General features: G+C 54.4%; 23 protein-coding genes. 15 read left to right on the top strand and 8 right to left on the bottom strand.

Features of this window, described 5'->3' with window-relative positions; genetic code table 11:
* Nucleotides 1-189 precede the first annotated feature (189 nt).
* The 3 genes from bamE to nadK form a co-directional block, all read right to left on the bottom strand.
* Nucleotides 190-537: an outer membrane protein assembly factor BamE gene (gene bamE / locus F3I20_RS22460; RefSeq protein WP_098052587.1), complete on the bottom strand. Its 348-nt coding sequence runs from the start codon at nucleotides 535-537 to the stop codon at nucleotides 190-192.
* Between the two features lie 186 nt (nucleotides 538-723).
* Complete coding sequence (gene recN, locus F3I20_RS22455; RefSeq protein WP_150038650.1) at nucleotides 724-2,385, bottom strand: DNA repair protein RecN; 1,662 nt, start codon at nucleotides 2,383-2,385, stop codon at nucleotides 724-726.
* 84 nt (nucleotides 2,386-2,469) lie between these two features.
* The gene (gene nadK / locus F3I20_RS22450; RefSeq protein ID WP_003848582.1) at nucleotides 2,470-3,348 is read right to left on the bottom strand and encodes an NAD(+) kinase; all 879 of its coding nucleotides are present in this window, start codon (nucleotides 3,346-3,348) and stop codon (nucleotides 2,470-2,472) included.
* Nucleotides 3,349-3,470: 122 nt separating this feature from the next.
* Here nadK and grpE point away from each other — a divergent pair, with 122 nt between their 5' ends.
* Nucleotides 3,471-4,052, top strand: coding sequence for a nucleotide exchange factor GrpE (grpE, locus tag F3I20_RS22445; RefSeq protein WP_150012657.1), 582 nt, complete (start codon nucleotides 3,471-3,473; stop codon nucleotides 4,050-4,052).
* 59 nt (nucleotides 4,053-4,111) lie between these two features.
* On the opposite strand, the gene ung is transcribed toward grpE, so the two are convergent.
* Complete coding sequence (gene ung, locus F3I20_RS22440; RefSeq protein ID WP_150012655.1) at nucleotides 4,112-4,792, bottom strand: uracil-DNA glycosylase; 681 nt, start codon at nucleotides 4,790-4,792, stop codon at nucleotides 4,112-4,114.
* Between the two features lie 242 nt (nucleotides 4,793-5,034).
* Between ung and grcA the strand changes: the two genes are divergently transcribed.
* Nucleotides 5,035-5,418: an autonomous glycyl radical cofactor GrcA gene (grcA, locus tag F3I20_RS22435; protein ID WP_150012653.1), complete on the top strand. Its 384-nt coding sequence runs from the start codon at nucleotides 5,035-5,037 to the stop codon at nucleotides 5,416-5,418.
* A 218-nt stretch (nucleotides 5,419-5,636) separates the two neighbouring features.
* Here grcA and srmB read toward each other — a convergent pair whose 3' ends face one another.
* The gene (srmB, locus tag F3I20_RS22430; protein WP_150012651.1) at nucleotides 5,637-6,965 is read right to left on the bottom strand and encodes an ATP-dependent RNA helicase SrmB; all 1,329 of its coding nucleotides are present in this window, start codon (nucleotides 6,963-6,965) and stop codon (nucleotides 5,637-5,639) included.
* 164 nt (nucleotides 6,966-7,129) lie between these two features.
* Between srmB and trmN the strand changes: the two genes are divergently transcribed.
* The gene (gene trmN / locus F3I20_RS22425) at nucleotides 7,130-7,879 is read left to right on the top strand and encodes a tRNA(1)(Val) (adenine(37)-N(6))-methyltransferase TrmN (protein ID WP_150012649.1); all 750 of its coding nucleotides are present in this window, start codon (nucleotides 7,130-7,132) and stop codon (nucleotides 7,877-7,879) included.
* On the opposite strand, the gene nadB is transcribed toward trmN, so the two are convergent.
* Entirely contained in the window at nucleotides 7,864-9,483 is a 1,620-nt protein-coding gene (gene nadB / locus F3I20_RS22420; RefSeq protein ID WP_370513536.1) for an L-aspartate oxidase, read from the bottom strand. The genes trmN and nadB overlap by 16 nt on opposite strands.
* A 413-nt stretch (nucleotides 9,484-9,896) precedes the next feature.
* Here nadB and rpoE point away from each other — a divergent pair, with 413 nt between their 5' ends.
* The 11 genes from rpoE (at nucleotide 9,897) to acpS (ending at nucleotide 19,355) form a co-directional block, all read left to right on the top strand.
* Nucleotides 9,897-10,472 (top strand): RNA polymerase sigma factor RpoE, encoded by a 576-nt coding sequence (rpoE, locus tag F3I20_RS22415; protein ID WP_013358764.1) that lies wholly within the window; start codon nucleotides 9,897-9,899, stop codon nucleotides 10,470-10,472.
* Nucleotides 10,473-10,502: 30 nt separating this feature from the next.
* Nucleotides 10,503-11,156, top strand: coding sequence for an anti-sigma-E factor RseA (rseA, locus tag F3I20_RS22410; RefSeq protein WP_150012647.1), 654 nt, complete (start codon nucleotides 10,503-10,505; stop codon nucleotides 11,154-11,156).
* Nucleotides 11,156-12,112 (top strand): sigma-E factor regulatory protein RseB, encoded by a 957-nt coding sequence (rseB, locus tag F3I20_RS22405; RefSeq protein ID WP_150012645.1) that lies wholly within the window; start codon nucleotides 11,156-11,158, stop codon nucleotides 12,110-12,112. The genes rseA and rseB overlap by 1 nt, the downstream gene beginning before the upstream one ends.
* Nucleotides 12,109-12,573, top strand: coding sequence for a SoxR-reducing system protein RseC (gene rseC / locus F3I20_RS22400; RefSeq protein ID WP_150019156.1), 465 nt, complete (start codon nucleotides 12,109-12,111; stop codon nucleotides 12,571-12,573). Before rseB ends, rseC begins: the two co-directional genes overlap by 4 nt.
* Before the next feature lie 218 nt (nucleotides 12,574-12,791).
* Complete coding sequence (lepA, locus tag F3I20_RS22395) at nucleotides 12,792-14,591, top strand: translation elongation factor 4 (protein ID WP_150012641.1); 1,800 nt, start codon at nucleotides 12,792-12,794, stop codon at nucleotides 14,589-14,591.
* A 9-nt stretch (nucleotides 14,592-14,600) separates the two neighbouring features.
* The gene (gene lepB / locus F3I20_RS22390; protein ID WP_150012639.1) at nucleotides 14,601-15,575 is read left to right on the top strand and encodes a signal peptidase I; all 975 of its coding nucleotides are present in this window, start codon (nucleotides 14,601-14,603) and stop codon (nucleotides 15,573-15,575) included.
* Between the two features lie 131 nt (nucleotides 15,576-15,706).
* Nucleotides 15,707-16,387: a ribonuclease III gene (gene rnc, locus F3I20_RS22385; protein ID WP_010257656.1), complete on the top strand. Its 681-nt coding sequence runs from the start codon at nucleotides 15,707-15,709 to the stop codon at nucleotides 16,385-16,387.
* 145 nt (nucleotides 16,388-16,532) lie between these two features.
* Entirely contained in the window at nucleotides 16,533-17,438 is a 906-nt protein-coding gene (gene era, locus F3I20_RS22380; protein WP_033733549.1) for a GTPase Era, read from the top strand.
* A gap of 4 nt (nucleotides 17,439-17,442) precedes the next feature.
* On the top strand, nucleotides 17,443-18,171 hold the full coding sequence (gene recO, locus F3I20_RS22375; RefSeq protein WP_150012678.1) for a DNA repair protein RecO: 729 nt from the start codon (nucleotides 17,443-17,445) through the stop codon (nucleotides 18,169-18,171).
* A 72-nt stretch (nucleotides 18,172-18,243) separates the two neighbouring features.
* Nucleotides 18,244-18,975, top strand: coding sequence for a pyridoxine 5'-phosphate synthase (pdxJ, locus tag F3I20_RS22370; RefSeq protein ID WP_013358756.1), 732 nt, complete (start codon nucleotides 18,244-18,246; stop codon nucleotides 18,973-18,975).
* Nucleotides 18,975-19,355, top strand: a complete 381-nt coding sequence (acpS, locus tag F3I20_RS22365; protein WP_013358755.1) for a holo-ACP synthase — start codon at nucleotides 18,975-18,977, stop codon at nucleotides 19,353-19,355. Before pdxJ ends, acpS begins: the two co-directional genes overlap by 1 nt.
* Here the strand turns inward: acpS and F3I20_RS22360 are convergent.
* Nucleotides 19,352-19,600: a YfhL family 4Fe-4S dicluster ferredoxin gene (locus F3I20_RS22360; protein WP_033733547.1), complete on the bottom strand. Its 249-nt coding sequence runs from the start codon at nucleotides 19,598-19,600 to the stop codon at nucleotides 19,352-19,354. The two genes, acpS and F3I20_RS22360, sit on opposite strands and share 4 nt — an antisense overlap.
* Before the next feature lie 55 nt (nucleotides 19,601-19,655).
* Nucleotides 19,656-20,495, bottom strand: coding sequence for a MurR/RpiR family transcriptional regulator (locus F3I20_RS22355; protein ID WP_150012637.1), 840 nt, complete (start codon nucleotides 20,493-20,495; stop codon nucleotides 19,656-19,658).
* Nucleotides 20,496-20,650: 155 nt separating this feature from the next.
* Here F3I20_RS22355 and yfhb point away from each other — a divergent pair, with 155 nt between their 5' ends.
* Nucleotides 20,651-21,289: a phosphatidylglycerophosphatase C gene (yfhb, locus tag F3I20_RS22350; RefSeq protein WP_150038654.1), complete on the top strand. Its 639-nt coding sequence runs from the start codon at nucleotides 20,651-20,653 to the stop codon at nucleotides 21,287-21,289.
* Nucleotides 21,290-21,328 lie beyond the last annotated feature (39 nt).

The raw sequence follows: 21,328 nt of genomic DNA, 5'->3' as shown, positions 1-21,328 counted from the left end.
CAACCTGCTCAACGACAGCCAGTTTAAAAGACAGAGAGTAATCGCGTTGTGTACGTTTAACATACTGTTTCATCACATTCTCCTGAAAACACCGGGTAAATGTGTCAACGCTATTCAGGACGGGTCACAGGCATAAAAAAAGGCGCTCAGTGCGCCTTTTTGCTCTCTTTCAAACGGTCTGTTGTGCAATCAGTCGTTGTTTTTTGACAGATTCTGCTTGTTATCGATGTTAGTCAGAACACCGTTGCCATCAAAGGTCAGCGTCAGCGTCTGCTGCTTCACGCGCTCATGACCAGGCTCCTGACGGAAAACGTAATACCAGACGTTGCTGCCAAACGGATCTTTCATCATCGGCGTACCAAGCGTGTAAGCTACCTGCTGCTGTGTCATACCGTTATGGATCTTGGCCACATCGTTGGCAACCAGATAGTTCCCCTGGTTGATATCAGGACGATAGACCACGCGCTCTAAAGTGGAACATCCGGCGGTCATCATCAACATTACCACTGCCGCGGCAGTCAGCGTTTTACAGCGCATCTATACATTCCTTTTCCGGGGCCAAACGCCTTTAACAGGCGGCTTTCTTGCCATCAAAATCTGAACTCTGCCTGCGGCAGGCTTTATTACTCTGGCGACATAAGTGCCGATGATAATAAACCTTTTCGCCGTTGGAAACCTCTACAGAGCAAGCATATGACCACGGTACGTTAAAAAAGTGCGCTGCTATGCGGCTAAAAGTTCTTTTGCGTTGGCCAGGGTATTGCGTGTCACCTCGCTGCCGCCCAGCAGTCGCGCCAGTTCCTGCAGACGCGCCCGCTTGTCCAGCGGCTGCATATGGGTTTCGGTCATCGCGCCATCGGTCTCTTTGCTGACATAGAAGTGCTGATGTCCGCAACCGGCAACCTGCGGCAGGTGAGTGACGCACATAACCTGGGTCGATTCACCCAGCTGACGCAGCAGTTTACCGACGACAGCAGCGGTCGGGCCGCTGATCCCAACATCCACTTCATCGAAAATCATCGCCGGCGTTTCCATTTTCTTCGCGGTGATCACCTGAATCGCCAGTGCGATACGTGACAGCTCACCGCCCGAAGCGACTTTGCCTAACGGCTGCAGAGGCTGACCCGGGTTGGTGGTCACCTGAAAATCGACGCGGCTCGCGCCATCTACTGTCAGCTGATCCGGATTAAAGGTCAGCGCGATTTTAAACTGACCGTGTGGCATAGAGAGCAGATGCATACTCTGCGTAATCAGCTGCTGCAGTTCATCGGCAAAGTGGCTGCGCTGCTGATGAAGTTGCTCTGCACTTTGCAGTGCCGCCTGGTAATGTTCACCCACCAGCGATTGCAGGCTTTCCTGATCGCTTTCGTGCTGTGACAGCAACTCCGCTTCCGCCAGCAGCTGCTGATGCAGTTCAGGCAGACCTTCTGGCGTGACGTGATGCTTACGCGCCAGCGCAATCTGGCGGGAAATACGCTTTTCCAGTTCGTACAAGCGATTTGGGTCCAGATCAAGGCTGTCGCAATAGTGACGTAGTTCGTCGCTGGCTTCGCTCAGCTGAATCGCCGCCTCTTCCAGCAGGTTATGAACGCCGTTCAGCTTCTCATCCAGCGAGGTCAGTTCTGAAATCATCTCACGTGCGCTATAGAGCAGGCTGTTGAGATTATTGTCATCGCTGTCTGCTAACAGCTGCAGCGCCTGCTGGCTGGTCGACAGCAGCTGTCCGCTGTTGGCAAGGCGCTTGTACTCCTCGTCAATCTGCTCATATTCGCCCTGCTGCGGCGCGAACTCGTTAAGCTCTTTCAACTGATACTGCAACAGCTCGCGGCGTGATTCGCGCTCCTGCGCCTGCTGCTGATGCAGCGCGAGGGTGCGACAGCTCTGGTGCCAGGTCTGATAACTGGCGCGCATTTGTTGCAGGAGATCGTCGTGCCCGGCATAGGCATCCAGCAGATGCTTCTGATGATCGGGTTTGAGCAGAAGCTGATGGGCGTGCTGACCGTGGATCTGGATAAGCAACTGGCCCAGATCGCGCAGTTGAGAAAGCGGCACCGCCGTGCCATTGATAAAGCCACGGGAACGACCATCAGCGCTGATGACACGGCGCAGCAGGCACTCATTGCCGTCATCGAGTTGATTCTCTATCAGCCAGCGCTGAGCAGAAGGGGAGGACTTAAGCTGAAAGCGGGCGCAGAGGTCAGCCCGGCTGGCACCCTGACGCACCATGTCGGCATCGGCACGGCCGCCCAGACATAATCCCAGCGCATCAATCGCGATAGACTTACCGGCACCGGTTTCACCAGTGATTGCTGTCATGCCGCGTTGGAAATCAATGTCGAGCTCACGAACGATAGCGAAATTACTGATGGTCAGTTGGGCCAGCATAGGTTCACCTGTACGAATAAACACATATGGTTTTTCATACAGTATAAACTGGTTTTTTATCCAGTAAAGAGGAGAGGCCGGTTTTCAGAACAATTTTTTTGACCAGCCTAGCTTTGAACTCAGCGTATTGAAATAGCTGTAGTTTTTAGGATGAATTAAATCAAGATGGCCGGCACTACGTCGAATCAGTACATCTTCACCTTCCTGGATTGGCAGCGCAATCTGGCTGTCACAGCTGATTTCCAGGTCGCTGCGGCGTGAAGAAAAGCGCAGACGGATGGTACTGCTGCTGTTGATAACCAGTGGACGCGCTGACAGCGTATGCGGGAACATCGGCACCAGCACAATGGCCTCCAGTGACGGCGTCAGAATCGGACCACCCGCTGAGAGGGAATAGGCGGTAGAGCCGGTGGGTGTTGAAATAATCAGCCCATCAGAGCGCTGGGAAAAGGCGAACACTTCATCAATGTAAACTTCAAATTCGATCATGTGCGCGACTTTACCGGGATGCAGCACCACTTCGTTGATGGCGGAGCCAATACGCGGTGAGCAGTCAGATTTGCACACCTGCGCTTCCAGCAGAAAGCGGCTCTCGACGAAATAGTTACCCTGAAGCACCTCATCCAGCTGTTGCTGCGCATTGTCCGGGTCAAGGTCGGTGAGAAAACCAAGATTACCGCGGTTAATGCCAATCACTTTGATATCATAGCGCGCCAGCACCCGCGCGGCACCCAGCATGTTACCGTCACCGCCCACAACGACCGCTAAATCAGCCTGTTGACCAATCTCCGCCAGCGTGCCGGTCTGCACGTCGTGAAGCGACAGCTCCTGCGCAATCTGCTTCTCAACGATCACTTGATAACCTTTGGCTGTCAGCCAGCGCCAGAGCATCTCATGCGTGGTTAACGCAGTGGGATGGCGCGGATGACCCACGATACCAATGCAGTTAAAGTGTTTGTTCATCTGGTCGGTGTTCCTTATAAGCCAAAACGGCAAGGCAATGTGATAGGTTCCCTTGAATCCGTCATACCAATCCCCATAATAAGCCAACCAGCGAAATGAATGTGCAAAACGCGGAGAAATTCATGAGTAGTAAAGAACAGAACACCCCAAACGAGCAAGTCTCAGACGAAATTCAGCAGGATCAGCAGCAACCTCAGGAAGCGGAGACGGCAGCAGAGGTGGATCCGCGTGATGAGCGTATTGCCCAGCTCGAAGCTGAATTAGCGCAGTCGCAGAACGGTGTACGCGATGCACAGCTGCGTGCGCAGGCTGAGGTTGAAAACATTCGTCGTCGTGCCGAGATGGACGTTGAGAAGGCGCACAAATTTGCGCTTGAGAAGTTTGCCAACGAGCTGCTTCCGGTCATCGACAGCCTGGAACGTGCGCTGGAAGTGGCCAATAAAGAGGACCCACAGCTGGCATCCATGATCGAAGGCATTGAACTGACGCTGAAGGGCCTGCTCGGTGCCGTGCGTAAGTTCGGTGTTGAAGTGGTTGGCGAAACTGGCGTGCCATTCAACCCTGAAGTTCATCAGGCGATGTCGATGATGGAGTCTGAAGAATTTGAACCTAACCATGTCATGCTGGTGATGCAGCGTGGCTATACGCTGAATGGTCGCCTGCTACGCCCGGCGATGGTTGCGGTTTCTAAGGCTAAGAGCTGATTCAACCCCTGAATCCTGTTACACGGCCGCGCACTGACGCGGCCGTGTGCGTTTGGGCGCTATTCCGGTAAGACCGGCGTCCAGTCCACCGGCTTTTTACCGGCAGCGCTCAGCAATTCATTGGTCGCTGAGAAGTGTTTGCAGCCGAAAAATCCACGATGCGCAGAGAGCGGTGAGGGATGGGGCGCCTGCAACACATGATGGCGCTTGCGATCGATAATGCTGCCTTTCTTCTGCGCATGTGAGCCCCACAGCAGGAAAATCACCCCTTCACGGTGCTGGTTAATCGCCGCAATCACGTTGTCCGTAAAGGTCTCCCAGCCGAATCGCGCATGGGAATGGGCTTTACCTGCTTCAACCGTTAATACCGTGTTAAGCAACATCACTCCCTGTTTTGCCCAGCTCTCAAGAAAGCCGTGATCGGGTTTCCGGAAGCCGGGAATATCCTGCACCAGCTCTTTGTAGATATTCTGCAGTGACGGAGGCACCTGAACCCCTGGCAGAACTGAGAAAGCCAGTCCGTGCGCCTGATTCGGCCCGTGATAGGGATCCTGCCCCAGAATCACGACGTTGACGTCACCGAGTTCCGTCAGGCGAAACGCATTAAACACATCTTTCTGCGGCGGATAGACGGTTACACCCGCGGCGCGTTCATCGGCGACCTGCTTCAGCGTCTCAATAAAATAGGGTTTCTCTTTCTCTTCAGCCAGCACGTCGTGCCAGGTCAGCTTTTCAGCCATGTTTAACTCCCTTAACGTTAGTGGAGTAAGCTTAGCCGTTCCTGCCGCTGACCTGAAGGCAAAAATAATTTGAAAAATACAAATTATTTTTAGTTGGCAGACATTTTGAGATCAATGGGTTAGCTGAAAAGCACGCTGAATGGCTGATTAATATTGATACAGGTCAAGGCTGTTGTGAATGAACGATGGTATACCGGGGCCTCAAATTTGATTTATTCACGTATTATCCGGGAGACGCAATCATGATCACTGGTATCCAGATCACTCAAACTAACAATTCACAACTTCTGAACTCCTTCTGGCTGCTGGATGAAGAGAAAGCTGAAGCGCGTTGCCTGTGTGCAAAAGCGGGCTATGAAGAAGATCAGGTTGTCGCCATCAGCGAACTGGGCGAATTCGCTTACCGTGAAGTGCCGGTTGACATTAAACCGCAGGTGCGCGTTGAAGGCGGTCAGCATCTGAACGTCAACGTGCTGCGTCGTGAAACGCTTGAAGATGCGGTTAAACATCCTGAAAATTACCCACAGCTGACTATTCGTGTTTCAGGCTATGCCGTGCGTTTTAACTCACTGACGCCTGAGCAGCAGCGCGATGTAATCACCCGCACCTTTACAGAAAGTCTGTAAACCGCCTGAATTATCGGGGTGCTGAAAATTAGCGCAAAGCGCACACAGCAATTTTTATTTTTATAATGAAGGAGATAAGCAGTTAACTACCCGGCATGCGGATGCCAGTGTTGTGAAGAAAGCGCACTGGCAGAAGAAACATTCTGAAAAGGCCGTAACTGATTATCAGATAAAAAAAATCGCCTCCTGTGAGGCGATTTTTTTATACGTGTGATGTTTTATTCCGCATTCTCGTTAGCTGGCGTAGTGCCGCTTGCCTTGCGGCGTTTGCCAACATTTTTAGCATCACGATGGCGTTTTTTCACGCGCGGTTTTTCCGTTTCGCTGGCTTTCTTCTCTGCACGCTTCGCCAGCACTTTTTTCGACGGTTTACCCGTGGTTTTAGCATTAGGCGCACGCGTTTCAGGGCGCAGTTCATCAATCACGCGCGCTTTGATCGGCTCATTCACATAGCGGGTGATTTTACCCAGCAGGACGTAATCATGCGCTTCAACCAGTGAAATGGCGATGCCTTTACGGCCCGCACGACCGGTACGACCAATGCGGTGCAGATAGGTATCGGCGGTACGCGGCATGTCATAGTTGAAGACGTGGCTGACATCTTCAACATCAATACCACGCGCGGCGATATCCGTCGCAACCAGCACGTTAACGCGTCCTTCACTCAGACGCTTAATCGCTTCGTTACGCTTGGCCTGCACCATTTCACCTTCAAGATAGCTGCTACGAATCCCCGCTTCGTGCAGCCAGCTCACCAGTTCATGCAGACGTTCACGCTTACGCACAAATACAATGCTGCGCGTCACATCCGGCTGCTTCAGCAGATGAATCAGTAATTTGGTTTTATGCTGCAGATCATCAGCGCGGTAGTACCACTGCTGGATCTTTTTGCGCTCGCGACGGCTCGGATCAGCCTCCAGCTCAACCGGTTCGTTGAGCAGACGCTCGGCGAAGTCACGGATATTGTCGCCTTCCAGCGTGGCGGAAAACAGCATGGTTTGCTTGCGCCAGCGCGTTTCAGCCGCGATGGTTTCGATATCCTGAGCAAAGCCCATATCCAGCATGCGGTCCGCTTCATCCAGTATCAGGGTTTCTACGGCGCGGCAGTCAAAGTTCTCTTCTTTGATGTACTGCAACAGACGGCCCGTGGTCGCGACCACAATGTCCTGATTTTCGCTGAAGACTTCGGCATGGTTCATATAAGCCACGCCGCCGGTGATCGTGGCGATGTCCAGATGCGTATGTTTCGCCAGCTCACGCGCATTATCGGCAACCTGCATCGCCAGTTCACGGGTCGGGGTCACAATCAATATGCGCGGCGGCCCGGATTTCTTGCGCGGAAAATCAAGCAGGTGCTGCAGCGCCGGTAACAGATACGCGGCGGTTTTCCCGGTTCCTGTAGGTGCCGAACCCAGAACGTCACGACCCTCCAGCGCGGGCGGAATTGCAGCGGCCTGGATCACTGTTGGGCGCGTAAAGCCTTTTTCCTGCAACGCTTGTAGCAGGCTTTCGTCGAGTTCGAGTTCGGAAAATGTGGTTACTGTCATGGTCTACCTCAGTTTGGGGCGCTGATTATAGACAGATCAGACTGAATCTTCATCTGTTAATCCGTTTCCGCTGCGCCTGGGGTTGTCTGCCGCGTGAATTCCCTCTGTTGCCACGTTACACTCATGCGCTGCCGGACGGCAGGAAAAAACGATGGTAGTAACGAATGATGCAGGATAAGCCGCGTGAACGGCCACAGTTAAATAAAAACGGTTTTACCTTTAAACAATTTTTTGTCGCGCACGATCGCTGTGCGATGAAAGTGGGAACCGATGCCATTCTGCTCGGGGCCTGGGCACCGGTGGCCGGGGTCAGGCGCATTCTGGATATCGGCAGCGGCAGCGGGCTGATTGCCCTGATGCTGGCGCAGCGTACGCCACCGCAGGTCCAAATCGATGCGGTGGAGTTAGAACCGGAAGCCGCACAGCAGGCGCAGGAGAATGTGCAGCAGTCACCATGGTCTGAACGTATTCAGGTTCATCAGCAGGATATCGCCAGCTGGGCTGAGCAGTGTGATAAACGTTACTCGCTGATTGTCAGTAATCCCCCCTATTTCGCGCCGGGCGTAGCCTGCTCTACCGTGGCACGGGACAACGCACGTGCAACGGCCTCGCTCGATCATCAGACGCTGTTACGCAGTGCAGCCTTATTAATTGAAGAGGAGGGGATGTTCTGCGTGGTGCTGCCCGTCGATATTGGGCAGACGTTTATCACCCTGGCGCAGGCCGATGGCTGGCATCTGCGTTTCCGGCTGGACGTGGCAGAATATGCCCATCGTCCGCCACACCGCGTGGTACTGGGTCTGTCGCCGCAGGCTGGGGAAACGCTGCTGGAGCGTCTCGCAATCCGCGCACCAGATACCCGCTATTCCGATGAGTGGTGTAGCCTGACGCAGAACTTTTACCTCTTCATGTAACCTGGCGGGGTCAAAAGGGTCGGCAGCGCTTCTGGCAGTAAATCCGGGTAGTCACGAATATAGTGCAGGCCGCGACTCTCTTTTCGTTCCAGCGCGCAGCGCACCATCAGGTCAGCGACCTGCACCAGATTTCGCAGCTCCAGCAGGTTATTGGAGAGGCGGAAATGGCGGTAATATTCATCGATCTCCTGCTGAAGCAGGTTGATGCGGCGCAACGCCCGTTCCAGCCGCCGGGTGGTGCGGACGATTCCCATATAATCCCACATGAACAGACGCAGCTCGTGCCAGTTATGCTGGATCACGACGCGTTCATCAGCGTCATCAACCTGACTCTCATCCCAGGCGGGGAGGGTAGTGACGGCTTCAATGCCGGGCAGGGTACGCATCAACTCCTCTGACGCGGACCAGCCATACACCAGACACTCCAGCAGCGAATTGGAGGCCATCCGGTTAGCGCCATGCAGGCCGGTATAACTCACTTCACCAATGGCATACAGGCCATTGACGTCGGTCTGACCGTGCCGATCGACGACGACGCCACCGCAGGTGTAGTGCGCGGCGGGTACAATCGGGATCGGCTCTTTGGTCAGGTCAAAGCCAAAGGTCAGTAACTTCTCATAGATCATCGGGAAATGTGCGCGCACAAACTCTTTAGGCTGGTGGCTGATATCCAGATACATACAGTCGACACCCAGCCGTTTCATCTCGTGATCGATAGCGCGGGCAACAATATCGCGGGGGGCCAGTTCGGCGCGCTCATCAAAGTCGGGCATAAAACGACTACCATCGGGACGTAACAGCCAGGCACCTTCTCCGCGTAACGCTTCGGTTAACAGGAAATTCTGCGCCTGCGGATGAAAAAGGCAGGTCGGATGAAACTGGTTAAATTCCAGATTGGCCACCCGACAGCCCGCGCGCCACGCCATCGCGATGCCATCACCGGAAGCAATGTCAGGGTTAGTGGTATATTGATAGACTTTGGCGGCACCGCCTGTTGCAACGACGACGGCCCGCGCCCGACAGGTTTCGACCTGCTCGCGATTACGATTCCAGATCCACGCACCCACCACCCGGCGTGGGCCAGACAGCCCGATTTTATCTGAAAGAATCAGATCGACCGCGTTAGTACGTTCCAGAATCCGGATGTTAGGGTGGCTTAATGCCTGGCTCACCAGCGTGGTTTCAACCGCGTGGCCGGTAGCGTCAGCGCTGTGCAGAATGCGGCGATGACTGTGGCCGCCTTCGCGAGTCAGGTGATAGCGCATGTCACCCGCCGCATGCGGATCGAGATCAAACGCAACGCCGTTGTCGATCAGCCACTGCACGCAATGCCGGGCATTACTGGCAATAAACGACACGGCCTCACGGTCGCATAATCCCGCGCCGGCAATCAGCGTATCCTCGATATGCGACTCGATGCTGTCCGTCTCATCAAATACCGCAGCAATGCCACCCTGCGCATAAAGAGTTGACCCTTCATTGACCTGCGCTTTACTGAGAACGGTTACCTGATACTGTTTTGCCAGCCGTAACGCCAGCGACAGGCCGGCCGCACCGCTGCCCACAATCAACACATCACACTGATAATCCGGATTCGCATTCATCATAATGTTTAATTTACTAAACAAGACCAGGCCTGAGCATAAGCGCAATGGGGTGTTCTGTGAAGTATTTTAAACACACGACGCGAGCGTTCATCTGGCTCTGATGAAAATCCTTATATAATCAATAGGTTAAGAACAGGCTGCTTCAGCCCTGGTTTTTTATAGCAAACTTATTAAACCTAAAGGATTTAATGATGAAAAAGCTGTTGTCATAGGTTACTCTGCCTGCGATTTACGCTCCTGACACTGAACGAAAACGAACAACCTGTGTTATCTCCATCGGAGCGGTAAATATCACGGCGGGAAGTGAACTTCGCACCACATCACAACTCTAAGCGCATGCTTGCTCAGAACATGAGATGTGCTGGCAGTTACTTTATGCATATGAAAAATTTGGGGAGACATTACCTCGGATGAGCGAGCAGTTAACGGATCAGGTCCTTGTCGAGCGGGTACAGAAGGGAGATCAAAAAGCGTTCAACTTACTGGTGATTCGTTACCAGCATAAAGTGGCGAGTTTGGTTTCACGCTATGTTCCCTCGGGCGACGTGCCTGATGTTGTACAGGAATCGTTTATTAAAGCGTATCGCGCACTGGACTCTTTCCGGGGCGATAGCGCGTTTTATACCTGGCTGTACCGCATTGCGGTAAACACAGCGAAAAATTACCTGGTTGCTCAGGGGCGTCGTCCACCATCCAGTGATGTGGATGCTATTGACGCCGAAAATTTCGAAAGTGCGGGTGCATTAAAAGAAATTTCGAACCCTGAGAACTTAATGTTGTCTGACGAATTGAAACAAATTGTCTTTCGTACCATCGAGGCGCTACCCGAGGACTTGCGTATGGCAATTACCCTCAGGGAACTGGACGGTCTGAGTTATGAAGAGATCGCCGTCATTATGGATTGCCCGGTAGGCACTGTTCGATCACGTATCTTTCGTGCGCGAGAGGCCATTGATAACAAAGTTCAACCGCTTATCCAACGTTAGTGATAACGGCTACTGGAAGGGTACATAGGCATGCAGAAAGAAAAACTTTCCGCTTTAATGGATGGTGAGACCTTAGATAACGAGCTGTTTTCCGCCTTGTCTAAGGACGCAGAACTACAGAAAAGCTGGGCGAGCTATCATCTTATTCGCGATACCATGCGCGGTGATGTGGGTGATGTCCTGCATTTTGATATCTCTGCGCGCGTCGCTGCTGCTATCGAAAAAGAACCGTTGCGTACGGTTACCACGCTGATTCCTGAAGCTCAGCCAGAACCTTCCCGCTGGGAAAAAATGCCGTTCTGGAAAAAGGCGCGTCCGTGGGCTGCGCAACTGACTCAGGTGGGTGTGGCTGCCTGTGTGTCACTGGCCGTGATCGTGGGTGTTCAGCACTACAACCAGCCGCAGGGTAGCGCCACGCAGACCTCTGACTCTCCGGTGTTCAATACGCTGCCGATGATGGGTAAAGCCTCCCCGGTTAGCCTGGGCGTGCCGTCTGATGCCTTTGACACGAACAGCGCTAATCAGCAGGTTCAGGATCAGCGTCGTCGCGTGAACGCCATGCTGCAGGATTATGAACTGCAACGCCGTCTGCACGCTGATCAGCTCCAGTTTGAAACCGATGCGCCAAAACAGGCGCAGGTTGATGTTCCCGGAAACCAGTCATTAGGACAGCAGCAGCAGTAATGAAGCCGTTTTGGTACGCTGTTAGCCTGCTGACAGGCAGCCTGTTATGGTCATCTGCCGCCCCGGCGCAAACTACTGCATCCGGGGCGCTATTGCAGCAGATGGAGCAGGCAAGTCAGAACCTCAACTACGAATTTGCCTATATCAACGTCTCACGCATCGGTATTGAATCGCTGCGCTATCGCCATGCTGTGGTCGATAACCGGATATTTGCACAGCTGTTGCAAATGGACGGGCCTCGTCGGGAAGTAATCCAGCGTGGTAACGATATCAGCTACTTCGAACCAGGCCTTGATCCCTTTTCGCTCCCGGGCAATCATATTATCGACGCTTTGCCGTCGGTGATTTTTGCTGACTTCAACAAACTCGCCACTGCCTACGATTTTATTACTGTGGGTCGCTCGCGCATTGCCGATCAGATGTGTGATGTGCTGCGTATCGTGTCTCGCGATGGCACCCGTTACAGCTATGTGGTCTGGCTGGATGTGGATACCAGGCTACCGCTCCGTATCGACCTGCTTGATCGTGACGGTGAAACGCTGGAACAGTTCCGCGTTATCAGCTTTGCGGTGGATGAAGGGGTACGCAATCTGATGCAGGGGCTGGAGAAAGCGAATCTGCCACCGTCGCTTTCCGTGCCAAAAGGGGACGCGGTGACTGTCGCATGGCAGCCAGGCTGGATACCCGCAGGCATGACGCTGGTGTCGCAAAATCGCCGCACGCTGCCGGGGCTGAACAAAAATATTGAGTCGAAGCTTTACAGCGATGGGCTGTTTAGTTTCGCCATCAACGTGACGCCAGCTGATAAAAGTAGCACAACGCAGACATTGCGCACTGGGCGTCGTACGGTCCAGACCGTTGTGCGCCATAATAACGAAATTGCGGTGATCGGCGAACTACCGCCCTCAACCGCAAAACGTATTGCGGACAGCATCGATCTGGGGTCACAAAAATGATGAGAGAATGGGCCACCGTGGTGGCATGGCAGGATGGCATTGCCACACTGCATACCGAAGCAAAAACCTCCTGCAACAGCTGCCAGGCACGCAAAGGTTGCGGCAGCCATATGCTGAATAAACTCGGCCCGAAGAATGCTCATGTGATGCAGATTGTCAGCAGCAAGCCGCTGCAGCCGGGACAGCGCATTGAGTTAGGCATCAAAGAGAGCAGCCTGCTGGGTTCAGCGCTGCTGGTCTACATGACGCCGCTGTTTGGCCTGTTCGTGGTTGCCGGCCTGTTTCAGTCGCTGTTCAGCAGCGACCTGGCGGCCGCCTGCGGTGCGCTGCTGGGTGGCATCGGCGGCTTTATTGTCGCAAAAGGCGTTTCGATGAAATTTGGCGATCGCGAAGCCTTTCAGCCGGTCATTCTGAACATCGCCCTGCCTCCCGATGCGCTGCGTGTTGAAAGCGAAGCGTAATGTACGTCCAGGCCGCGCACCCCGCGGCCTTTGTCCGTTCTGCCTTGCGCAGATATCTGTTTCGCTTCCACCACGTTCCATTCTTTTATGCGCGGCATTAACAGTGTAATATGCGTCGTCATTAATGAGGCTGACAGGATTGTGGGTAAAGAGCGATCTTCCTGAATGTGTCTGTGCTCAGATTTTCAACTGAATTTTAAGCGAAGATATCCCTATAAATGAAGCACATAAGAAATTTCTCCATCATCGCTCATATCGACCATGGTAAATCTACGCTCTCTGACCGCCTTATTCAGATCTGCGGTGGCCTCTCTGACCGTGAAATGGCTGCGCAGGTTCTTGACTCCATGGATCTGGAGCGTGAGCGTGGCATTACTATCAAAGCACAGAGCGTCACACTCGATTACCACGCGAAAGACGGCGAAACTTACCAGCTCAATTTCATCGATACTCCGGGCCACGTAGACTTCTCTTATGAAGTTTCCCGCTCACTGGCTGCCTGCGAAGGTGCATTGCTGGTGGTGGATGCGGGTCAGGGTGTTGAAGCGCAGACACTGGCGAACTGCTACACCGCGATGGAGATGGATCTGGAAGTAGTGCCGGTTCTGAACAAAATTGACCTGCCTGCAGCCGATCCCGATCGCGCTGCGCAGGAGATTGAAGATATCGTCGGCATCGATGCTGCTGATGCGGTGCGCTGCTCCGCTAAAACCGGCGTCGGCGTTCCGGACGTGCTGGAACGCTTAGTGCGCGATATTCCCCCGCCGGAAGGCGATCCGGAAGCTCCGCTGCAGGCGCTGATTATCGATTCCTGGTTTGATAACTATCTGGGCGTTGTTTCGCTGGTGCGTGTGAAAAACGGCACCATGCGTAAAGGTGACAAGATTAAAGTTCTCAGCACCGGTCAGGTTTATAACGCTGACCGCCTGGGCATCTTTACCCCGAAACGTGTCGATCGTAATGAACTGAACTGTGGTGAAGTAGGCTGGCTGGTCTGCGCCATCAAAGATATTCTCGGTGCACCGGTGGGCGATACCCTGACCACCGCACGCAACCCGGCAGACAAAGCGCTGCCAGGCTTTAAAAAAGTGAAGCCGCAGGTTTATGCCGGTCTGTTCCCGATCAGCTCTGACGACTATGAAGCGTTCCGTGATGCGCTCGGCAAGCTGAGCCTGAACGATGCCTCGCTGTTTTATGAGCCAGAAAGCTCAACGGCGCTGGGCTTTGGTTTCCGCTGTGGCTTCCTTGGTCTGCTGCACATGGAGATCATCCAGGAGCGTCTGGAGCGCGAATACGATCTCGATCTGATTACCACTGCACCGACGGTAGTGTATGAAGTCGTCACCACCGGTGGCGAAATTGTTCATGTCGATAGTCCATCCAAGCTGCCGCCACTGAACAACATCGAAGAACTGCGTGAGCCGATCGCGGAATGTCACATGCTGCTGCCACAGGAGTATCTGGGCAACGTCATCACGCTCTGTATTGAGAAGCGTGGCGTGCAGACCAACATGGTTTACCACGGCAATCAGGTTGCACTGACGTATGAAATTCCGATGGCAGAAGTGGTCCTCGACTTCTTTGACCGTCTGAAATCCACCTCGCGCGGCTATGCCTCGCTGGATTACAACTTCAAACGTTTCCAGCCTTCAGACATGGTGCGCGTCGACGTACTGATTAACTCTGAACGTGTGGATGCGCTGGCGCTGATTACCCACCGCGACAATGCGCCTTATCGCGGCCGTGATCTGGTTGAGAAAATGAAAGATCTCATCCCGCGCCAGCAGTTTGATATTGCGATTCAGGCTGCCATCGGTAACCACATTATCGCGCGCTCAACCGTTAAACAGCTGCGTAAAAACGTTCTCGCCAAGTGTTATGGCGGTGACGTCAGCCGTAAGAAGAAACTGTTGCAGAAACAGAAAGAGGGTAAGAAGCGTATGAAGCAGGTTGGTAACGTTGAGCTGCCACAGGAAGCGTTCCTCGCCATTCTGCATGTCGGTAAGGACAGCAAATAAGGATTTCCAATGGCTAATATGTTCGCCCTGATTCTGGCGATAGCGACGCTGATTACTGGCATCGTCTGGGTAATTGATCGTTTCAAATGGGCACCCGAGCGTCGCGCGAAACAGGCGGCGGCGCAGGCCCAGACCGGTAACGCGCTCGACAGCAAAACGCTGGCGAAAGTCTCTTCACAGCCAGGCTGGGTTGAGACGACCGCCTCCGTGTTCCCGGTGCTGGCCGTGGTTTTCATCGTGCGTTCGTTTATTTACGAGCCGTTCCAGATTCCCTCTGGCTCGATGATGCCAACGCTGCTGATTGGCGACTTTATCCTGGTGGAGAAGTTTGCTTACGGCATTAAAGATCCGATTACCCAGACGACGCTGATCCCAACCGGTCAGCCGAAGCGCGGCGACATTGCGGTATTTAAATACCCGAAAGATCCGAGCCTGGATTACATTAAGCGCGTTATTGGCCTGCCAGGCGATAAAGTCATCTATGATCCTTATAGCAAAACGCTGACGGTGAAACCGACCTGTGGTGACGATAAAGCCTGTGACACAGCGTTGGCAGTGACTTACACCGACGTTGAACCAAGCAACTTTATTCAGACCTTTAGCGGCTTTGATGGCAACGAAACCGGCAACGGTTTTTATCAGGTGCCACAGGGCGATACCCTGCGCGGTGGTCTGCGCATGGCAACCCGCAAAGAGACAATCGATAACGTGACCCATGACATTCTGCTGGTTAATGAAGCGCAGAGTCAGGCGGGCATGTATTATCAGCAGCCGGGTCAGCCGCAGGCGAGCTGGGTCGTGCCAAAAGGGCAATACTTCATGATGGGCGACAACCGTGATAACAGCGCCGACAGCCGCTACTGGGGCTTTGTCCCGGAGCGTAATCTGGTTGGTAAAGCGGTCGCTATCTGGATGAGCTTTGAGAAGCAGGAAGGTCAGTGGCCAACCGGCGTGCGATTCAGTCGCATCGGCGGTATCCACTAATAATTTTGTCTGATTAACAGGCAAATCGGGTGGCCTCCTCAGGGAGGCCACTGCACACCAAACGGAACGTGTTGGACTGCCAGCCCCGTTTGGTATGCAGAGTCACAGACGCAACAAAGAACTGGAATCGCATGAACCCCATCCTGATTAACAAGCTTCAGCGCAAACTGGGCTACACTTTTACTCATTCGGAACTGTTACAGCAGGCCCTGACTCACCGCAGCGCCAGCAGTAAGCACAACGAGCGCCTGGAATTTCTGGGCGATTCTATTCTTAGCTATGTGATTGCGAATGCCCTTTATCACCGCTTCCCGCGGGTTGATGAAGGCGACATGAGCCGCATGCGTGCCACGCTGGTGCGCGGCAATACGCTGGCTGAAATGGCACGCGAATTTGATCTTGGCGAGTGCCTGCGCTTAGGGCCGGGTGAGCTGAAAAGCGGCGGTTTCCGTCGCGAATCGATTCTGGCGGATACGGTGGAAGCGCTGATTGGCGGTATCTTCCTCGACAGCAGCATCGAGCGGGTAGAGCAGCTGATCCTCGACTGGTATCAGACGCGCCTGGATGAAATCAGTCCTGGCGACAAACAAAAAGATCCCAAAACACGCCTGCAGGAGTATCTGCAGGGACGTCATCTGCCGCTGCCAAGTTATCTGGTGGTGCAGGTGCGTGGCGAAGCCCACGATCAGGAATTCACCATTCACTGTCAGGTGAGTGGCATGGCCGAGCCGGTCGTCGGCGTCGGCTCCAGCCGTCGTAAAGCCGAGCAGGCAGCGGCTGAACAGGCACTGATAAAATTAGGTCTCGAATAGGTCTGTCGGGGTGACAGTGCCGGAACCGGCGCTAAATCACTCACCCTCTGACAGCACTATCCCGGCGTCAGGAGACGCTGAATGACACATGACTCAAATAGCACTCTTCGGTGCCGCATCAGGCGCTGAACAATTCAGGACTCGAATGAGCGAAAACGTTACTTATTGCGGCTTTGTCGCGATTGTTGGCCGACCGAACGTCGGTAAATCCACCTTACTGAACCAGTTGCTGGGGCAGAAGGTGTCGATCACCTCGCGTAAGCCGCAAACCACGCGCCATCGCATCATGGGCATTCACACCGAGGGCAACTATCAGGCGATCTACGTCGATACCCCCGGACTGCACATGGAAGAGAAGCGCGCCATTAACCGTCTGATGAACCGTGCAGCCAGCAGTTCGATTGGCGACGTAGAGCTGGTGATCTTCGTCGTTGAAGGTACCCGCTGGACGCCAGATGATGAGATGGTGTTAAACAAACTGCGCGACAATAAAGTGCCGGTTGTGCTGGCCGTGAATAAAGTCGACAACATCCAGGATAAAACCATTCTGCTGCCGCATCTGCAGTTCCTGAGCCAGCAGATGAACTTCCTCGACATCGTGCCCATCTCTGCTGAGAGCGGCAAAAACGTCGATACCATTGCGGCCATTACCCGCAAGCATCTGCCGCAGGCCGATCATCACTTCCCGGAAGATTACATCACCGACCGCTCACAGCGTTTCATGGCGTCAGAGATGATCCGTGAAAAACTGATGCGCTTCCTGGGCGCTGAACTGCCTTACTCCGTCACCGTGGAGATTGAGCGCTTCGTGACCAACGAACGCGGCGGTTATGACATTCATGGTCTGATTCTGGTCGAGCGCGAAGGGCAGAAGAAGATGGTGATTGGCAACAAAGGTGCCAAAATCAAAGTCATCGGAACAGAAGCACGCAGGGACATGGAAGAGATGTTCGAAGCGAAAGTGCATCTCGAACTGTGGGTAAAAGTGAAATCCGGCTGGGCAGATGACGAACGAGCGCTGCGTAGCCTGGGTTATACAGACGATCTCTGATTCAATGGAAGGCTGGCAACGCGCCTTTGTGCTGCATAGTCGTCCCTTCAGCGAAACCAGCCTGCTGCTCGACCTGTTCAGCGAAAACGAAGGGCGGGTACGGGTGCTGGCCAAGGGCGCACGCTCGCGGCGCTCTCAGTTGAAAGGTGCGTTACAGCCTTTTACCCCGCTGCTGGTTCGCTGGAGCGGTCGCGGGGAAGTCAAAACCCTGCGTAATGCCGAAGCAGTGTCGCTGGCCTTACCGCTCAGCGGCATTACGCTCTACTGCGGTCTCTACGTCAATGAGCTGGTCTCTCGCGTACTGCAGCCGGAATCGCCCTTCCAGGAACTCTTTTTCGACTATCTCAACTGCCTTCAGGCATTAGCCTCAACGCACGGCAAGCCCGAACCCGCACTGCGCCGTTTTGAACTGGCGCTGCTCGGACACCTGGGCTATGGCGTCGACTTCCTGCATTGCGCCGGTAGCGGCGAGCCGATTAGCGATGACATGACGTACAGCTACCGTGAAGAGCGCGGTTTTACCGCCAGTCTGGTGGTTAATCAGCGCAGCTTTACCGGTCGTGAGTTGCACGCCCTGTGCGAACGTGAGTTTCCCGACGCCGATACGCTGCGCGCTGCGAAGCGGTTTACCCGTATTGCCCTGAAGCCTTACCTGGGTGGCAAGCCGCTAAAAAGTCAGGAGCTGTTCCGCCAGTTTATCCCGAAGAAAAAGCCCGAACAGGCAGATGAATAGCGCAGGGTGTACCGACGGTTTATAGTTGCGCGGTACACTCAACATCACGATGGAAAAGAAGTGAGGATGGTTATGGCTGAGTTGCTGTTAGGCGTCAATATCGATCACATTGCCACGGTGCGTAATGCCCGTGGGACAAACTATCCCGACCCGGTGCAGGCGGCGTTCATCGCCGAGCAGGCAGGCGCAGACGGTATTACGGTGCACCTGCGTGAAGATCGCCGTCACATTACCGACCGCGACGTGCGTATTCTGCGTGATACCATCCAGACGCGCATGAATCTGGAGATGGCGGTCACCGATGAGATGATCGGCATCGCCTGTGATATCCAGCCCCATTTCTGCTGTCTGGTGCCGGAAAAGCGTCAGGAAGTGACTACGGAAGGCGGACTGGATGTGGCAGGGCAGCAGGAGAAGATGAACGCGGCCGTACGACTGTTGCGTGACGCGGGCATTCTGGTTTCACTGTTTATTGATGCTGACCACCGTCAGATCGAAGCGGCCGTTGCTACCGGTGCGCCTTACATCGAAATTCATACCGGTGCTTATGCCGAGGCTCCCGAGGGACGAGCGCGTGACGCAGAGCTGGCACGCATTCGCCATGCCGCGACCTTTGCCGCCAGCCTGGGGCTGAAGGTGAATGCCGGTCACGGTCTGACCTACCACAACGTGCTGCCGATTGCTGCGCTGCCGGAAATGCATGAGCTGAATATCGGCCATGCGATTATCGGTCGTGCGGTGATGAGTGGCCTGCCGGATGCGGTCAAAGAGATGAAGCAACTGCTGCGTGAAGCCCGCCGCTGATGGCTATTCTGGGACTGGGCAGCGACATCGTTGAGATTGAACGCATCGCCGACGTGATAGCGCGCTCCGGCGACCGGCTGGCGCGTCGGGTGCTGAGTGAAGCCGAATGGCAGCAGTATCAGGCGCACAAACAGCCGGTGCGCTTTCTCGCCAAACGCTTTGCGGTTAAAGAGGCGGCAGCCAAAGCCTTCGGCACCGGCATTCGCGGTGGTCTGGCATTTAATCAGTTCGAAGTTTACAACGATGCGCTGGGTAAACCGGGGTTACGCTTCTTTCAGCAGGCCGCTGACGTGGCAGAGAAGCTGGGCGTTAACCACGTTCACGTAACGCTGGCCGACGAGCGTCACTACGCCTGCGCCACGGTAATCATTGAAAGCTAGCCGTGCAGCAGCACGAACTTATCCCACAGCGCATCGCGTGATTCGGTGTGCTGTGGGTCAGTGATAATGGTGTTGTCGATGGGGCAGACCCGCTGACAGGTTGGCGCTTCGTAATGCCCGACGCATTCCGTGCAGCGGCTGACATCAATCTCATAGATCGCATCGCCCAGTGAAATCGCCTGGTTCGGGCACTCCGGTTCGCACATATCACAGTTAATGCATCTGGACGTAATCAACAGCGCCATTTATCCCACCTGGTAACAACAGAAAAAACGCGGGTATTATACGCGCTGCCACTGATCAGACCAGCTTTTTCACCAGCGCTTCGCTGTGACGAATATGACTCGACGCGCGTTCCGGATCGTTTTGCACCAGCGCCATAAACAGCAGATCGGTCAGGGCCAGTTGCGCCGTAGTCGAAGAGATCGCTGCGCTGCGGGTGCTCTGCTCTTCCGCCACCGTGTAAAGACAGTAGCTGGCACTCTGCTGCAGGGTGTTCGGCGTAAAGCCGGTAAACGCCACCACATCGGCCCCAACCTGAACCGCTTCCTGCGCCGCCAGATTAATCTCGCGCCGTTCCCCGGTGTAGGAGATAGCGAGCAGCACATCGCCTGGCCCCATCGCCTGCACGCTGGCCAGCAGGGCGTGCATGTCCTGTTCCGCCACCGCATTAATGCCAATCTTCATCAGCTTCCAGGAGAAGTCCTTTGCCACCAGGCCCGATGCGCCGATGCCGACCAGTAAAATGCGCCGGGCATTTTTCAGCAGCTGTAACACATCGTTGAGCTTCTCTTCGCTATTAATATCCAGCGTGGCGCGGATCGCCGAGAGTTTTTCAGTCAGCAGCTTTTCACCCACCATTTTAAGCGGGTCGTCACTGAGAATGTGGTTATGCACGGTAATGGCATCCTTGTCCGCCAGTGACTCACTCAGGGCGAGCTTAAGCGCCGGAAAACCTTTATATCCCAGCTTCTGAGCAAACTTCACCACGCTCGACTGGCTGACGCCGGACTCTTCAGCCAGCTTTTGCGAACTCAGGTGACGTGCCTTATCGGGTTGCGACAGTAAAAAATCCGCCAGCCGACGCTCGTTCAATGCCAGACGTGGGTAAAGCTGGCGAATGCGCAGCAATGAACTCATGCCCAATCCTCGTAATTCAGGGATAATCAGTGAAGAATAAACTATTCATCGGACATTGTAGTCATCGGAATTAAAAATGACCGTCATCGCCGTACCGCCTGATGATGGCTACACTACTCTTTATCATCCCGGAATCAGCCGTTAAGGAGAGTTGTTTGACCAGGGGAACACAACGTCGCATCGTATTTTTCGACCTCGATGGCACTTTGCATCAGCAGGACATGTTCGGCACCTTTATGCGCTATCTGCTGCGTCGCCGCCCGCTTAATCTGCTGCTGGTGGTGCCCTTACTGCCGGTGGTGGGCATCGGTCTGCTGTTCAAAGGCCGCGCGGCACGCTGGCCCATGAGCCTGCTGCTCTGGTCAATTACCTTTGGCCGCTCCGAGCAGACATTGCTGCGCCTCGAAGACGAGTTTGCCCAGTGGTTTCGCCTGCGCGTAAAAGCCTTTCCGGTGGTGCAGCAGCGCCTGACGGATTACCTGGGCAGTGATGACGCTGACGTCTGGCTCATCACCGGATCGCCACAGTCGCTGGTGGAGCAGGTCTATTACGACTCCGCGTTTCTGCCACGCGTGAAGCTGATTGCCAGTCAGATGCGGCGCGGCTGGGGCGGGCGTGTGCTGGCGATGCGCTGCCTCGGGCATGAGAAAGTGGCCCAGCTTGAAGAGAAAATCGGCACGCCGTTACAGCTCTATAGCGGTTACAGCGACAGCAAACAGGACAATCCGCTGCTGTTCTTCTGTCAGCATCGCTGGCGGGTAACCCCGGCGGGTGAACTGCAACAGCTGGAATAAGTTTCGACACGCTCGCAGAGATCGCTATAATGCGCCGCT

The organism is Candidatus Pantoea gossypiicola (assembly GCF_008632075.1).
In the GTDB taxonomy this organism is placed as follows: Bacteria; Pseudomonadota; Gammaproteobacteria; order Enterobacterales; family Enterobacteriaceae; genus Pantoea; species Pantoea gossypiicola.
The sequence above is the reverse complement of the archived record's forward strand: the minus strand, read 5'-3'. Positions and strand labels throughout refer to the sequence as shown.

Excerpts from the sequence above, each read along its gene's own strand:
- rnc (WP_010257656.1), top strand. The coding sequence starts at position 15,707 with ATGAACCCCATCCTGATTAACAAGCTTCAGCGCAAACTGGGCTACACT.
- nadK (WP_003848582.1), bottom strand. The coding sequence starts at position 3,348 with ATGAACAAACACTTTAACTGCATTGGTATCGTGGGTCATCCGCGCCAT.
- srmB (WP_150012651.1), bottom strand. The coding sequence starts at position 6,965 with ATGACAGTAACCACATTTTCCGAACTCGAACTCGACGAAAGCCTGCTA.
- pdxJ (WP_013358756.1), top strand. The coding sequence starts at position 18,244 with ATGGCTGAGTTGCTGTTAGGCGTCAATATCGATCACATTGCCACGGTG.
- F3I20_RS22360 (WP_033733547.1), bottom strand. The coding sequence starts at position 19,600 with ATGGCGCTGTTGATTACGTCCAGATGCATTAACTGTGATATGTGCGAA.
- rpoE (WP_013358764.1), top strand. The coding sequence starts at position 9,897 with ATGAGCGAGCAGTTAACGGATCAGGTCCTTGTCGAGCGGGTACAGAAG.
- ung (WP_150012655.1), bottom strand. The coding sequence starts at position 4,792 with ATGGCTGAAAAGCTGACCTGGCACGACGTGCTGGCTGAAGAGAAAGAG.
- grcA (WP_150012653.1), top strand. The coding sequence starts at position 5,035 with ATGATCACTGGTATCCAGATCACTCAAACTAACAATTCACAACTTCTG.
- rseB (WP_150012645.1), top strand. The coding sequence starts at position 11,156 with ATGAAGCCGTTTTGGTACGCTGTTAGCCTGCTGACAGGCAGCCTGTTA.
- lepA (WP_150012641.1), top strand. The coding sequence starts at position 12,792 with ATGAAGCACATAAGAAATTTCTCCATCATCGCTCATATCGACCATGGT.
- rseA (WP_150012647.1), top strand. The coding sequence starts at position 10,503 with ATGCAGAAAGAAAAACTTTCCGCTTTAATGGATGGTGAGACCTTAGAT.
- trmN (WP_150012649.1), top strand. The coding sequence starts at position 7,130 with ATGATGCAGGATAAGCCGCGTGAACGGCCACAGTTAAATAAAAACGGT.
- grpE (WP_150012657.1), top strand. The coding sequence starts at position 3,471 with ATGAGTAGTAAAGAACAGAACACCCCAAACGAGCAAGTCTCAGACGAA.
- bamE (WP_098052587.1), bottom strand. The coding sequence starts at position 537 with ATGCGCTGTAAAACGCTGACTGCCGCGGCAGTGGTAATGTTGATGATG.
- era (WP_033733549.1), top strand. The coding sequence starts at position 16,533 with ATGAGCGAAAACGTTACTTATTGCGGCTTTGTCGCGATTGTTGGCCGA.
- recN (WP_150038650.1), bottom strand. The coding sequence starts at position 2,385 with ATGCTGGCCCAACTGACCATCAGTAATTTCGCTATCGTTCGTGAGCTC.
- nadB (WP_370513536.1), bottom strand. The coding sequence starts at position 9,483 with ATGAATGCGAATCCGGATTATCAGTGTGATGTGTTGATTGTGGGCAGC.
- F3I20_RS22355 (WP_150012637.1), bottom strand. The coding sequence starts at position 20,495 with ATGAGTTCATTGCTGCGCATTCGCCAGCTTTACCCACGTCTGGCATTG.
- acpS (WP_013358755.1), top strand. The coding sequence starts at position 18,975 with ATGGCTATTCTGGGACTGGGCAGCGACATCGTTGAGATTGAACGCATC.
- rseC (WP_150019156.1), top strand. The coding sequence starts at position 12,109 with ATGATGAGAGAATGGGCCACCGTGGTGGCATGGCAGGATGGCATTGCC.
- lepB (WP_150012639.1), top strand. The coding sequence starts at position 14,601 with ATGGCTAATATGTTCGCCCTGATTCTGGCGATAGCGACGCTGATTACT.
- recO (WP_150012678.1), top strand. The coding sequence starts at position 17,443 with ATGGAAGGCTGGCAACGCGCCTTTGTGCTGCATAGTCGTCCCTTCAGC.